Genomic DNA, 13,607 nt, shown 5'->3' on the forward strand with positions numbered 1-13,607 from the left:
CTAATGCAATGCAACAGCGAAGCGTTGAGGATGAAATCGCGGCAAGGTTCCAAGGTGTTAACTCGATTTCGATCGCGGACCTGCGATCCACTGGTTTTGGAACGGACCGCGCTATTTGGTGGTTGGCGCTATGCACAATATGACGGTATCGTGGCGAAGGGGGTGAACTCTAAATGGTTATGGCCTTGTTGGTCGCGGGGATCGGCTGTGTGCTGGCCGGGCTCGCGGCGCTCGTTTTCGGGATACCGAACAACCAATTCGGGCTCGGCAACACCCTGATTCTGGTCGGCACGGTCGGGGTTTGCGCGGGATTGATCCTGATTGGGCTTTCCCAGGTCGTGCAGGAACTCAAGCTGATCGCCCGGCGGCTCGGAAGCGCAACCACGGCCGACCAGCGGAAACGCGCGCCTTTGCCGGCGCTGGGTGCGCCGGCGCCTGGGATGGCCGCCCCCGAAGCCGGCATTCCGTTCGGCCGCGACCCCACGGACATGGAACCGCCCGGTGGTGACGAACCCGCAGCCCCGATGGCCCCGCCGCCTCCACCGCCGTGGCACGAGGAAGCCGCCGCGCGCGACCGCGTGCGGGTCGATACTCCCGCCGGCGCGCCGGCCGAGCCAACCTCGCCGGGCGGCAAGCCTCGGCGCAACCTGTTGTTCTCGTCGGTTTCCCGCAAGGAGCGCGAACGCGCAGCCGGCCGTGCCGGCGATGCGCCGCCGTCCGAACCAGCCGTCGCGCCTCCGGTCGTGCCGCCCGCGGTACCCGAGCCGGTCCCCCCGGCGAGCTTCGACGAGGCCTGGCCGAAATCGGAGCGCGGACGGGGCGAGGCGCCGCCGCGCCGCGCCGGCGGCCGCGCGCCGTCAACCTTCGAGCCTGGCGCGCCTGCAACTGGTGAGGAGGCGCCGCCGGTGACCGTGCTGAAATCAGGCGTGGTCGACGGCATGGCCTATTCGCTCTACTCCGACGGCTCGATCGAGGCCCAGATGCCCGAGGGCATGATGCGCTTCGCCTCGATCGACGAGCTGCGCGCCCATCTCGATCAGCGCCCGTCATAGTGCAAGCCAAGGCACTGTCGTCCTTGTCATGGCGCAGGCAATCCGTTCAAATCGGATGAACAGCGCAAGATCCTGCGCAAGGGATTTGCGGCGGAATACTTGCAATCTGCTTCAAGACCGCCCGATGACCGTGTTCGAAAGGTTCTCCGATGAGCGATGCCGGCAAGAGCTTCATTGATCTGACCGCCAACATCGTTTCGGCCTATCTCAGCAACAATCCGACGCCGGCCGCCGAGATACCAAACCTGATCAGCCAGGTTCACGCGGCCCTGGTGCGGGTTTCCAGTGGCCGGCCTGAGACGCCGCTCGAGCCGGCCAAGCCCGCGGTGTCGCTGAAGAAGTCTGTGACGGCCGACTATCTGGTGTGCCTGGAGGATGGCAAGCGCTTCAAGTCGCTGAAGCGGCATCTGCGCACGCAGTACAACATGACGCCGGAGCAGTATCGCGAGAAGTGGGGTCTGCCGCCGGATTATCCGATGGTGGCGCCGAACTACGCGGTGGCGCGCTCGCAGCTTGCCAAGAAGATGGGGCTGGGCCAACAGCGGCCGCGCCGCAAGTAGCGCTTCAGATTCCTGTTTTGACGCGTTTTCCTCACGCGAACCGGTGCGCCACTTCGCTCGAAGACATCTTAGGAGGCAGTCGCGAGCGCCTCGCGTGCATCGGCGCGGATCCGCTCGACCATCGAGCGCAGGCCGTTGGAGCGTTGCGGCGTGAGATGATCGCGGAAGCCGAATTCGTCGAACAGCGCGACCGCGTCCGTTGCGAGAATTTCCCGCGGCGTGGTGCCTGAATAGAGCGTGAGCAGGATCGCGATCAGCCCGCGCACGATATGCGCGTCGCTGTCGCCGAGATAGTTCAGCACCGGCTCGCTCTTGCCATTGCGGCCGACCCGCTTCGACAGCCAGACCTGGCTGACGCAGCCCTGCACCTTGTTTTCGGCCGAATGCTCCTCGTCCGGCATCGGCTTCAGCGTGCGGCCGAGCTCGATCACATAACGGTAGCGATCGTCCCAATCGTCCAGCAGCTCGAAATTGTCCCTGATCTCGTCGATCGTCATGCTAGGTCCGCGGTTCAGTTCTAGCTCCTATATAGGGCTGGAACCGGCCGAAAGCGATATCAAGGTGCAAAGAACGGCGGGGTTCCGCGCACTCTCATGGCGTCGGCGGCAGGTGCCATTCGGCGGCGAGGTCGTCCGAGGTCAGCGTATCGCGCGGGGCCATGTCGCCGGGCGGTCCGCCGATGGTGTCGATCGATCCGGTATGGTCGGGCGCCTTCTTGTCGGCAGCGGGCTTGTCGGTGGCCGGCTGATCCTTCTTTTCGGCCTTGTCGGTGATGATCTGGTAGAGCTTGCGGGCGCCGTCCTGGGCGCGCTGGCCGATGATGGTCGCGGCCTGTCCGCCGACTTCGCATGCCGCCGGCTGACGCTTGCAGAACTGGCTCATGTCGGAGACCGCAGCGGTGGCGGCGTGCACCGCCTCGGAGGCGCCGAGCTGCGGCAGCTTTTCCGATTCGTGCGTCTTCTCCCGCGGCAGCAGCACGAGCACCAACCCAAGCCAGAACGCCATGCGGAGCAGAAAGGACATCTCGCGACTCGTCGATTCGAAAGCCTCGATGGCGGACGACCCCTGTCGGCCTCTTCACGCCTAACAGCACTCGATAAATCGCAAGTGATTGCGTTGGGCTTAATGGGCGGAAAATTCGCGGCGAGTTGATTCGCCGTAAATTTTTGATTGATGCGGGGAACACGCATGGCCGCCTGCGCCCGGTGCATCCACCTTTTCGAAACCATGACGCCGCGCCGTCCGGAAACCAGCCGTTCACCATTCGCGCCGGCAGGCGCGGCAAAATCCGCGGCGAGATATGGTGATTTGCCGCGCCGCGCGCGGCCTTAGCGTTCGTTTAATGTCGCTCTGACACGGTGTGGCGACAAGGAGGCGTCCCGGCGCGTCTTTTCGACGAACAAGCCGAGGCGCGAGAGCCGTGACTGTGTTGAGTATCTTCCACGATTGTCTCGATGCGCTGCTGCATCCCTCGGCACGCCATGACGCGCTGACGCGTGCCCGCCACCGCGCCTTCATGGCGCCACGGCTGGTCGGAAGCCTGCTCGCCTTCGCGGCGTTCCCGATCTATCTGGTGACGCGCGGTGCGCCGACGGCGCTGGAAGTCGCGGGCCTTGCCTGGCTGATCGCGCCGATCCTCTTGTCCTGGTTCCTGTCGCGCACCGGCCGCTACGAGAGTGCGCACGTGCTCTCCTCGCTGGCGCTTGCCGGCTTCATCATGGTGGTCGCCGCCCACACCGGCGGAATCGAATCCTTTGCCGCGGTCTGGCTTGTCCTGATTCCGCTGGAGGCCGCGCTTTCGGCCTCGCGCCGCGTGGTCGCGCTTGCTTCCGTGCTGGCACTGTCCGGCGCGGCGCTATTGATCGCGGCCGGCTATCTCGATCTGTTGCCGCCGCCGGTCGATCCGGCGCTGCGCGTCGCGCTGACCGGCTTCGGCGTGGCGTCGGCGATCCTCTACGCCGCAGGGCTGGCGTTCGGCGCCGAATCGCTTGCCCATACCAGCGTCGCGCTGCTCAACCTCGAGGAAGAGCGCTACCGGTTGCTGGCGCGGAACATGAGCGACGTGATCTCGCGTCACCACAAGAACGGCGCCGTGCAGTTCATCTCGCCGGCAGCCGAAACCATGCTCGGGGTGCCGGTCGCAACACTGCTCGGACACGGCCTGTTCGACCGCGTCCATGTCGCCGACCGTCCGGCCTACCTGACCGCGCTTTCGGACGCGGCGCGCACCGGCGAAGCGCGCAGCGTCGAATTCCGCCTGCGGCGAGAGGCGTCGCGCGGCGAACGCGTGGCGGTCGATTTCGTCTGGGTCGAGATGCGTTGCCGCCCGCTGGAACGGCACGCGCAGGACGCGGCTGCGCCGGAAGCGGAGGTCGTCGCCGTGATGCGCGACGTCACCGACCGCAAGCTGCAGGAGCAGGCGCTGGACGGGGCGCTTGTCGCCGCCGAACAGGCCGACGCCGCCAAGAGCCGCTTCCTTGCCACCATGAGCCACGAGCTGCGCACGCCGCTCAATGCCATCATCGGCTTCTCCGAAATGATCGCGAAGGAAGACACGCTGATGCTTGACGCGGCGCGCCGACGCGAATACGCGCAGCTCATCAATGATTCCGGCCAGCATCTGCTGGCGGTGGTGAACGGCATCCTGGACATGTCGAAGATGGAGGCCGGCAATTTCGAGATCGCGCCGGAGCCGTTCGCGCCGCGGCCTGCGCTCGTGAACTGCTGCAACCTGCTGGCGCTGAAGGCGCGCGAAAGCGGTATCGACCTCGCCACCGACGTGCCGCAGGACCTGCCTGATGTCACCGGTGATCCGCGCGCGTTCAAGCAGATCGTCATCAATCTGGTCTCGAACGCCGTCAAGTTCACCGAGCGCGGTGGCAAGGTGATGGTGTCGGCCGGCATCGAGGGCGAGCGGCTCGTGCTGCGCGTCAGCGACACCGGCGTGGGAATTGCGGCCGACGACCTCAAGCGGATCGGCGCGCCATTCTTCCAGGCCGGCAAGACCTATCAGCGCCGCCACGAAGGCACCGGGCTCGGGCTGTCGATCGTGAAAAGCCTGGTCGGCCTGCATTCCGGCGAAATGACGGTGCAGAGCAAGGTCGACGAGGGGACCATTGTCACGGTGGCGCTGCCGCTGATCTTCACAGCGGCGTCGCAGCCCTCCAGCAATATTGCAACACTTTCGCCGGCGCAGCGTCCGCCGCACCAGGAGCCAACGATCCCAGTGAGGAAAAGTGCCTAGACTGATCGCAGACGACGAAGAGGAAATGCCGCGCCGCCGCCGCAAGCGCGCTCGCGCGGCTGTGGCCGCGCTCGAGAACGAGCGTGGCCTTCTGATGCGCCTTCTGCTGCGCAGTCCCAAGGACGTGATCGCCGGCCTGCTGGCCTTCGCCGCGGCGAGTGCGATCATCACCAACGCGCTGTTCCTGCAGGCGGGCCGCCATCCCGCTCCGATGTTCGGGTCGCCGGCGCCGATTCCGGCGGCAAGCCTGCCGCAGGGAAATCCGTTGCCGCGCCCGCGTCCTGCGGAAGCAGCGAGCACGCCGGAGCCGCGCCTCGCCGACATCCGGCCGGCCGAGACCAGGGCGGTCGAGACCAAGGTCCCCGATTCAAGGTCTCCCGACCCCATGACCAATCTGGTCAAGGCGACGACGGCCGCGCCAGCGACGACCTCCAATATTGCGCGTCCGCCGGCACCGATCCCGGCCGCGCATGGTGAAGCGGCGGCGGGCCCGCGCCGGGTCGCCGCCGTGCAGCGCGTGCTCACCGAATATGGCTACGGCCAGTTGAAGCCGACCGGCACGGTCGGCTCCGACACCCAGGCCGCGATCCAGAAATTCGAGCGCGACCACAAGATGCCGCCGACCGGGCAGGTATCGGACCGCCTGGTCCGAGAGCTCGCGGCGATGCTCGGCCGTCCCATCGAGTGAACGCGATCGCCCCGCTTGCCGATCTGGTGGAGCGGATTTGACGTTCGCTACCCCTTCACCGCGATTCCCGGATGCGAATGTCAAATCCAAAACTCCACGAAAGCGCGACGAGATTAGGTTGAATCGTCATCGCGCTCTAGGTTCTTGATTGAGCATGATCTCCGCGCAAACGCGTTCCGCGTTTGTCGCGAGGGAAAACCGCTTTTCCGGATCATGCTCTGGAAACAATAACTTGCTGGTGGTCCTTTGATTCCAACATTCGCAAAAGAGCCTGCCGTGACGGGATGCGAATGTTGGAATCGGACCACTAGGCGGTCTCCGACGCCTCGATCCAGGCGGCCATCGCGTCGCGGCCCCTGGCAGCAATTGCGGGCAACTGCGCCTGCAGCTCGCGCCGCAACTGCATCACGTCGATGCCCGTCGATCCAAGCTCGAAAGTATGGCCGATCAGCCAGCGCTCGATTCCTCGCGGCGCGGCTTCGATATGGAATTGCAGGCCGAGCACCCTGTTTTCGTGTGCAAAGGCCTGGTTCGGCGTGATCTCGGTCGAGGCGAGACGGACCGTGCCGGCGGGCAGGTCGAACGTGTCGCCGTGCCAGTGCAGAACGAGCGGATCGGGTGCGAGCCTGCCAAGGCAGCTGTCGCGCCCCTCGGGCGTCAGCGCAATCGCGCCGATGCCGATCTCCCTGGCGCGGCCGGGATAGACGCGCGCACCGAGCGCGCGCGCGAGCAGTTGGGCGCCGAGGCAGATGCCAAGCACGCGCGAACGTCGCCTCAGCGCGCGCTCGATCAGTCGCAGCTCTTCGGCAAGAAACGGGTAACGGTGTTCTTCATAGGCGCCGATTGGCCCGCCCAGGACAATGAAAAGATCGTCTTCCGCAAGCTCGACCGCAGCAAGATCGTCGACCCCGGCCTCCCGGTAGGTCGTGCGATAGCCGCGTTGATCGAGAATATCGGCGATCGTTCCGAGATCCTCGAAGGCGAGGTGGCGGATGGCAAGCGCGCGCTTCTCGCGCGTGGCCTCAGGCACGGTCGCGGCTCCGGATCTTGCGAACGACCTCGGCGACCTGTTCGGGCGAGGCGCCCTTGATGCGCGCATTGGGCCGCGTGCCGCCGAGGAAGGCCACGATCAGCAGGATCTCGTCGGGGCGGGGCGCGTCGGCGACCGAAACCGTCATCGTGTCCATGGCGTCGTAGTCCCAGGAGTCGTCAAGGCCGCCGAAAATCACGTCGATCGGCGCGCCGGGTCCGCCGACCCTGGCATTGCCCGGAATCAGCGCAGGCCCGCCGCCGGCCGCCTGGCGCATCGCAAGCCCGATCCGGACATGGATCATGCTGGCGCCGTGCTCGAGATCGCCCGACGTGCCGACGAGGACTGCCTTGCCATAGCCGCGCGGCTTCAGCGGGCCAAGCGCCTCGAGCGCGCGCGCCGACAGCACGTTTCCGGCCTCGACCGAAAGATCGACCAGCGCGCCGAAATCGTCGATCGGCGGCCCGCCGGCATATGGGTTGTGCAGCACGCCGCAGGCGGCGGCGCGACGGCAGGGGGCGGCGAGTTCGCGACCGCCTTCGCTGAATATGTCCTGGCTGACGAGCGTGATCTGGCGGAATTTCATGCTGGTCTCCTTCGAGGCGAGCCTCGCGAGCCGTTTTCGGCGGCAGACGCGCCTGCCGTGCACCAATCCATACCCACCATCACGGATCGTCACGCGTCTGACAAGGTTGGGGCATTCGCAGTCGGCGCTGGTCTACCATGCCCCACTGTCCTATCGTCCCGCGCATGCGATTGAAGACCAGCATATGGGTGGCTGCCTACCTGCGCCGCTGCCAGGGGGAGGGCGTGTTCGGCGCGGTGCGTCGGCGCGGCGCCGAGGAGGCCGGTGCGGTATTCGTCAAGGTCGCGCTGCTCGACGGCAAGGCAATACTGTATGTGCCGGCGCCGCAGACCGCCTATGATGACAGCCGGCCGGCGGAACGCATTTTTGTGCCGACGTCGCCCGAGCCGGTGCCGGAGCAGTCGGTGGAAGAGCGGCTCAAGAAGGAAATCCGCTTTGATCCCGACGTCTGGATCGTCGAGACCGAAGACCGCGAGGGGCGCCATTTCCTGGATCTGGCGCGCGCGTGAGCCGCGCGCCGCTTGGCGTCACGAGCCCTGCGTGCCGGTGCGCGTCGCGGGCAGGGATGCCGGCTGCGCCGCGGGGCGGGTCGTGGCCGCCGACCGTGCGCGCTGGCGCTCGTCGTCATAGAGCGCAGGCCGGAACTTGGCCCGCGTGACCGCCATGGTCGAGCCGCGCCAGGCCGCCAGCATCACCAGCGCCGAGCGCTCGCTCAGGCGGTCATAGAGTCGCGACAGCCGGTAGACCTGCTGCACCGAGCAGCCGATCGCGGGATTGAGAAACAGCAGCACGCGCTGGAACACCGGGCCCGGCATCTCGAGCGCCCGCGCGCTGCAGGCCAGCGGCTCACCGCCGGGATCGTTGACCACCTGCGCGGCGACGCGCGCCGGCAGGATCAATGTCTCGCCGAGCTCGAGGGTGAAATTCTCGACGTCGGCGTTGAAGGCCGCCATCTCCAGCGCCTCGACGGCGTGTGCCGCGCGCGAGGGCGGAATCCGCGCCGCGGCCCGCAGCGGGGTTTCCGCGAGGTTGTGCAGGATCAGCGCCCGCTCGGCGGCGCTGGCGCGGAAGAACATGTCATGGATCTCAGCAGCATCCTGCGGCTGCATCGAGAGGCTGCGCTCCAGCCGCGCCTGTGCCTCGGCAATCGGCCGCGGCTCGACCCGCGTTTCGACAGCCGCGGGCGGTGGTGCCGGAATTTGCCGGGCGAGCGGCACGGCGCGTTCGGGATCGGCAGGCCTGAGCCCGAGCTTGCGCAATGTCTCGATCGGTGCGTGCGGATAGATCGCAAGGCGCGCGCGCACGGCGGCGCGCGTGGTGTCGTCGACCTCGTCGATCAGGCGCGAGGTCAATTCGACAAACTGGCGCTCCTCGTCGGCGGAATGCTTGCCGGCCTGCACATAAAGATCGGTCAGCACGCGCAGGAGGGTGGGGCGGATGTCGACGCCTTCGCGGCGCGAGAGCGTCATCAGTCCGTCAAAGCCTGGGAATGGCGGAGGCGTGGTCATGTCAGGCGTACGCAACTTTGGTCATGCTTCGCGCGAAGCCTACGCCCGGCAGCTTTACAGCTCGTTAAGGAAAATAATTCGTGAAGATTTTCGGTCGGTTTTGAGCGGTGTGGTCGCCGGGCAACGGAAAGCGGCCGCATCGCACAGCCGGCGGATATTAGGAAACCAAATTAAGAAGCCGTTAACCACGTCCTGATCTTAATTCGCCAGGCTGCCGGACGGTCCGCGTCGAAGCAGCGAGCAAAGAGAGCTGACATGGGGACCATCATCGATTTTCCCGCGTCGCGATGGGCGGGGTCGGCAGATGAATGCGCGCCGCGCGAAGGCATGGGCACTGTGCTGATCCTTCCAGTCGTCCGGATCGATCGGCAAGGCGAAGAGAGCAGCGGCAGCGGCCCGAAAGAGGGAGCGGCGCCGGGGCGCCGCCGCCGCCGGCGCTAGCGCCGGCCGGCTCCCGATCATGTCCTGCACGCAAAACCCGATCCGGCGCAAGGCGCCGGCCCTGACCCTGCTTTTCGCGAGCGTCGCCCTTGCAGCTTGCAGCGGCGGTGATTTCGGTCGCGCGCGCCAGGATGTCCTCAACGACGACATGCACCGCTGGATCGGCACCGAGGCCACCGCCAGCGTCGGCCTGCGCGCCTCGCAATTCCAGCTCACCGACGGCGAGCGCCGGCTCCGCGACACCGCCTATCCCCTGATCGAGCCGCCGCATTCGCGCCCGGCCTGGCGGACCGTGTTCGGCGACTACCAGGTGCTGCCGTCACCCTGGCGGCAGAGGGTGATCTTCGACCGCACTGCCTATGGCCGCACTCTGATCGACGAGCCGCACCGCTCGCATTCCTCGCGCTATGCGCAGTTGATCGACGACGTGCGCGACGACATCACCCGCTTCGAAACGTTCTACGGCAACGCGATCAAGGTGCTTGAGCTCGACCGCAGGCGCAACGCGAGCCTCGGGCGCGTCTCGGAACTGTCGCCGCGCGAGCGCGACGACGCGGTCGCGCGCATGCAGGAGAACGCGCTGATCGTGCAATGGGTGCAGCAGTGCCTGGAGCGGCGGGTGTCGTCCTATCGCTGGGCGCTGGAGCGGCTGGTGATACAGGCTCCCGACAGTCTGGCGGCCGACGCCGACCGCCTGATCAGCGAACTCGCGGCGCAGACCGCCAATCCGCCCGTCGTCACCGCGCCGGTGGTCGGCCGCGCGCTCGCAACGCGGGGCTAGCGGGCCGATTCCAGCATTCGCTCCCACCAAGGGACCATCAGCAAACAATGGATGCTGGCGGCGCTCTGGATTTGACGTTCGGATAGGGCGATCGCGGCAAGCGGGCAGCGAACGTCAAAATTTGCTCCACGCGCCGCTCTCTCTGGTCGCGCGCATCGGTTCTCCCGCGGGCCGGACGCGCCGATTGAGACTTGTCCTCGATGAGGGCAAGCGAATAGAATTGGCCTTTCGTACGAACTCAATTTGGGCAAAGGTTCCCATGTGGTTCGTCCATTGCGCGGGGATTGAGTGATGCATGACCGCTCCCCGATCCGATACATCTGCGGGCTGGCTGCCGCCGTCGTCCTGATTGGATCCGCCGGTCCCGCATTGTCTCTTTCCATGGAAGCGGCGATCGAGAATTGCCGGATGAGCGTCGGCAGGCCGATCGTGATGGCCTGCATGCGCGCCAGCGGCGGGATGGCCAGCCTCGAGGCGTGCCGCTCCCAGGCAAAGCCCAAGGTGCGGGCCTGCGTGATGGCCGCACTGAACGCCGCCAATGGGCGCGCCAATACCGCCGTCGAGCTTCCCACCGAAGCCGCGCCGAAGGCAGCTTCCTCGACGACGGCGCTGCCGGCCGGCTTCGTTCCGCCGCCCCGGACCATCGCTGACATCACCGCGATCCTCGATGCCGAAAAGCCCGACCTGAAGAAGATCGAGAAGGTCAAGTCGGACGCCGACAGGATGCCGACCGGAAAGGAGTCGAAACAAGAGCTCGCGCAGTTCTATTACGACCGGGCCAATGCGCGCTCGCAGCTCGGCCGGCTGGCCGATGCGATCGCCGACGCCAACAAGGCCGCCGAGGTCGGCCGCGGGGTCGTCGACTTCAATATGATGGGGCGGCTCATGCTGTTCGCCGGGCTGCAATACGCAACCGCCGGCGACCCCAAACATGCGCTCGAAATCTATCAGCGTGTGCTTCGCGAAGCCGCCTCGATGCCCGGCGCCAAGGGCTTTCAGTTCAGCACCTATCGACAGATGGCCGGCGTCGTCGTTCAGATGGGCGATATCGCCCAGGCCGAAGGCTATCTGCAGCGCGCCCTTACCGGCATCCGCGAGGCGCGAACCAGCGGCCATCCCGCGTGGAGGGCATCCTACGCCAAATACGGACAGGCCTGGGAATCCGACATCGACTACACCCGGGCCATCATTGCCGAGGCGAGGGGGCGGTTCGCCGAGGCGGAGGCGGCCTATCGCACGGCGGAGCAGCGCAAGCGGGCCAGCATGAAGGCCTTGCTGGCCTCGGAGAATCCGCCGACCGAATCCACGCTGCTGCAGGCGATCGATACGACGGCGGTCTGTCAGGCGCGGATGAAGGCCGCCCAGGGCAGGCTCGCCGAAGCCGAAGTGGACGCGCGCCGCGCGCTGCTGGCACGGCTGAAGGATGTCGGCAAGTACAATGGCATGATGCCCTATTATGTGACCGGGCTTGCTTCCATCCTCGTCGAGCAGGGCCGCTACCCGGAGGCCGAGCAGCTCGCGCGGGTGGCGCTCGAGATCAACAAGACGGTCGGTTCGGCCGACAATTCGCAATCCAGGGTGCAACTGCTGGCCCGGCTCGGCGGCGTCCTCTATCTGGAGCGCAAGAACGACGAGGCAGGCCTGGTCTATGACGCGATCGACAAGGCGATCGCCGATTGGGAACCGCAGCGGCGGCTGGTCTTCGAACTCAACCCGTCGCGGATTCTGTCGCTCTATGCTTCCGGTCAGACTGCGGCCGGAATCGCCGCCGCCGAAGAGTTGGTGAAGAAGCTGACGGCCCGGCTCGGCGAAAGTCACGCCGATACCGCAGGGGCGCGCGCTGTGTTCGCGATGGGCCTGGCGCGGGCGGGGCGGAACGCCGATGCGGCCCGCGAGTTCAGGGCCGCGATCCCGGTCATGATATCGGCCTCCCGCGAGGGCGCCGATGACGAGGGCTCCGGCTCGGTCGCTGCGCGCAGCCTGCGCCTGCAGGTGTCGGTCGAGAACTATCTCGCCATGCTCGCGCGGGACAAGGACCGCACAGGTGAGATCGGCGAGGAGACGTTCGGTCTTGCCGACGCGGTGCGCGGTCACGCGGTGCAGCAGGCGCTGGCAGCGTCGAGCGCGCGGGCCGCGGCCAGGGATCCGGCCCTTGCCGAGCTGGTGCGCAAGGAGCAGGACCTCGCCAAGCAGGTGAACGCGCAGCTTGGACTGCTGAACAACGTGTTGTCGCAGCCATCATCGGAGCGCGACGAAAAGGGCGTGCAGGCCATCAATGCCTCGATCAGCAGCCTGCGCGCCGAACGCGAGACGGCGCGGCGGGAGATCAATCAGAAATTCCCGGTCTACGCCGATCTGGTGTCGCCGAAGTCCCCGACCGTCGCCGAAATTAGGGCGACGCTGGCGGATGGGGAGGCGATGCTGTCCTTCTACTTCGGCCAGACCGGAAGCTTCGTATGGGCGGTTCCCAAAAGCGGCGGGGTGGCGTTTGCGGAGATCAAGGCAAAGAGCGCCGAGATCGAGGACAGGATCCGCAAGCTGCGCGAGGCGCTCGAACCGCAGGCGGCGATGGTTTCGGACATCCCCGCTTTCGACCTCAAGCTCGCCTACGAGCTCTATGGGTTGTTGCTGCAGCCGGTCGAGAGCGGATGGAAGCCGGCCAAGAATCTGATCGTCGTGACCAACGGCGCGCTCGGCCTGCTGCCGCTGTCGCTGCTGCCGACCGCGCCGGCCGAGGTGGCGCAGGACGACGATCCGCTGTTTGCCGGATATCGCAAGGTGCCATGGCTGGCACGCACGCATGCGGTGACGACTGTCCCGTCGGCGGCGGCCCTGCGCACGCTCAGGCAGCTTCCGCCGGGCAAGCCCGGCCGCGGCGAACTGGTTGGATTCGGCGATCCCTATTTCAGCAAGGAGCAGGAGGCCGAAGCGGCCTCGGCCGAAAGCACTGTCCGGGTGGCCGATGCCGGCACCACGACGACGCGGGGCCTGCCCCTGAAGCGCCGGAGCAGCCCGAAGCTGGAGGGCGTCGACAGCGCCGAACTGGGGCTCTTGCCGCGTCTTCCCGACACCGCCGACGAACTGAAATCGATCGCGCTGGCGCTGCAGGCCGATCCTTCGAAGGTGCTCTATCTCGGCAAGGACGCTTCGGAGGCGAAGGTCAAGTCGCTGGACCTCTCCGGCTTCAAGGTGCTGGCGTTTGCGACCCACGGCCTCGTTCCAGGCGAGCTGAACGGATTGAGCCAGCCGGCGCTTGCGCTGTCGTCGCCGGCGATTACGGGCGAGGAAGGCGATGGCCTGCTGACCATGGAGGAAATCCTCGGTCTGAAGCTCGATGCCGACTGGGTGGTGCTGTCGGCCTGCAACACCGGTGCGGGCGCAGGCGCCGGCGCCGAGGCGGCGTCCGGCCTCGGGCGCGCGTTCTTCTATGCTGGTACAAGGGCATTGCTGGTCACGAACTGGTCGGTGCATTCACAGTCGGCGCGTCAACTGGTCACGGACCTGTTCAAGCGGCAGGCCGACGATCCGAAGCTGGGGCGCGGCGAGGCATTGCGGCAGGCGATGATGGCGCTTGCCGACGGACCAGGCTACGTCAACGCCGAGGGCAAGACTGAATTTGCCTATGCCCATCCGCTGTTCTGGGCGCCTTACACGATCATCGGAGACGGCGGCGTCCGCTGACATGGTTCGTCTCTCGCTGGAGAAAAAGAGTCTTGA

General features: G+C 66.5%; 13 protein-coding genes. 8 read left to right on the forward strand and 5 right to left on the reverse strand.

The window, feature by feature from the left end:
• The first annotated feature begins 173 nt into the window (after positions 1-173).
• Together QOU61_RS13600 and QOU61_RS13605 are read left to right on the forward strand one after the other, a co-directional pair.
• On the forward strand, positions 174-1,052 hold the full coding sequence (locus tag QOU61_RS13600; RefSeq protein ID WP_289659165.1) for a DUF308 domain-containing protein: 879 nt from the start codon (positions 174-176) through the stop codon (positions 1,050-1,052).
• Between the two features lie 149 nt (positions 1,053-1,201).
• Positions 1,202-1,612, forward strand: coding sequence for a Ros/MucR family transcriptional regulator (locus QOU61_RS13605; RefSeq protein WP_289659167.1), 411 nt, complete (start codon positions 1,202-1,204; stop codon positions 1,610-1,612).
• Between the two features lie 68 nt (positions 1,613-1,680).
• Here the strand turns inward: QOU61_RS13605 and QOU61_RS13610 are convergent, their stop codons facing one another.
• Together QOU61_RS13610 and QOU61_RS13615 are read right to left on the reverse strand one after the other, a co-directional pair.
• Positions 1,681-2,109, reverse strand: coding sequence for a SufE family protein (locus QOU61_RS13610; RefSeq protein WP_289659169.1), 429 nt, complete (start codon positions 2,107-2,109; stop codon positions 1,681-1,683).
• 94 nt (positions 2,110-2,203) lie between these two features.
• Entirely contained in the window at positions 2,204-2,635 is a 432-nt protein-coding gene (locus QOU61_RS13615) for a DUF5330 domain-containing protein (RefSeq protein WP_289659171.1), read from the reverse strand.
• Positions 2,636-3,032: 397 nt separating this feature from the next.
• On the opposite strand from QOU61_RS13615, the gene QOU61_RS13620 reads away from it, so the two are divergent.
• Complete coding sequence (locus QOU61_RS13620) at positions 3,033-4,856, forward strand: PAS domain-containing sensor histidine kinase (RefSeq protein ID WP_289659173.1); 1,824 nt, start codon at positions 3,033-3,035, stop codon at positions 4,854-4,856.
• Positions 4,849-5,544: a peptidoglycan-binding domain-containing protein gene (locus tag QOU61_RS13625; RefSeq protein ID WP_289659175.1), complete on the forward strand. Its 696-nt coding sequence runs from the start codon at positions 4,849-4,851 to the stop codon at positions 5,542-5,544. The genes QOU61_RS13620 and QOU61_RS13625 overlap by 8 nt, the downstream gene beginning before the upstream one ends.
• 307 nt (positions 5,545-5,851) lie before the next feature.
• Here QOU61_RS13625 and QOU61_RS13630 read toward each other — a convergent pair whose 3' ends face one another.
• Both QOU61_RS13630 and QOU61_RS13635 read right to left on the reverse strand, forming a co-directional pair.
• Positions 5,852-6,574, reverse strand: a complete 723-nt coding sequence (locus QOU61_RS13630; RefSeq protein WP_289659177.1) for a glutamine amidotransferase — start codon at positions 6,572-6,574, stop codon at positions 5,852-5,854.
• On the reverse strand, positions 6,567-7,160 hold the full coding sequence (locus tag QOU61_RS13635; RefSeq protein WP_289659178.1) for an amino acid synthesis family protein: 594 nt from the start codon (positions 7,158-7,160) through the stop codon (positions 6,567-6,569). Before QOU61_RS13635 ends, QOU61_RS13630 begins: the two co-directional genes overlap by 8 nt.
• A gap of 164 nt (positions 7,161-7,324) precedes the next feature.
• On the opposite strand from QOU61_RS13635, the gene QOU61_RS13640 reads away from it, so the two are divergent.
• The gene (locus QOU61_RS13640; protein WP_289661499.1) at positions 7,325-7,669 is read left to right on the forward strand and encodes a DUF1491 family protein; all 345 of its coding nucleotides are present in this window, start codon (positions 7,325-7,327) and stop codon (positions 7,667-7,669) included.
• Between the two features lie 18 nt (positions 7,670-7,687).
• Here QOU61_RS13640 and QOU61_RS13645 read toward each other — a convergent pair whose 3' ends face one another.
• On the reverse strand, positions 7,688-8,629 hold the full coding sequence (locus QOU61_RS13645; protein WP_289659180.1) for a DUF2336 domain-containing protein: 942 nt from the start codon (positions 8,627-8,629) through the stop codon (positions 7,688-7,690).
• Positions 8,630-8,923: 294 nt separating this feature from the next.
• Between QOU61_RS13645 and QOU61_RS13650 the strand changes: the two genes are divergently transcribed.
• The 3 genes from QOU61_RS13650 (at position 8,924) to QOU61_RS13660 (ending at position 13,571) form a co-directional block, all read left to right on the forward strand.
• Entirely contained in the window at positions 8,924-9,109 is a 186-nt protein-coding gene (locus tag QOU61_RS13650; protein ID WP_289659182.1) for a hypothetical protein, read from the forward strand.
• A 19-nt stretch (positions 9,110-9,128) separates the two neighbouring features.
• Complete coding sequence (locus QOU61_RS13655; protein ID WP_289659185.1) at positions 9,129-9,890, forward strand: hypothetical protein; 762 nt, start codon at positions 9,129-9,131, stop codon at positions 9,888-9,890.
• Between the two features lie 291 nt (positions 9,891-10,181).
• On the forward strand, positions 10,182-13,571 hold the full coding sequence (locus tag QOU61_RS13660; protein ID WP_289659188.1) for a CHAT domain-containing tetratricopeptide repeat protein: 3,390 nt from the start codon (positions 10,182-10,184) through the stop codon (positions 13,569-13,571).
• The last annotated feature ends 36 nt before the right edge of the window (positions 13,572-13,607 follow it).

It is taken from the genome of Bradyrhizobium sp. NP1, assembly GCF_030378205.1.
Classification (GTDB): Bacteria; Pseudomonadota; Alphaproteobacteria; order Rhizobiales; family Xanthobacteraceae; genus Bradyrhizobium.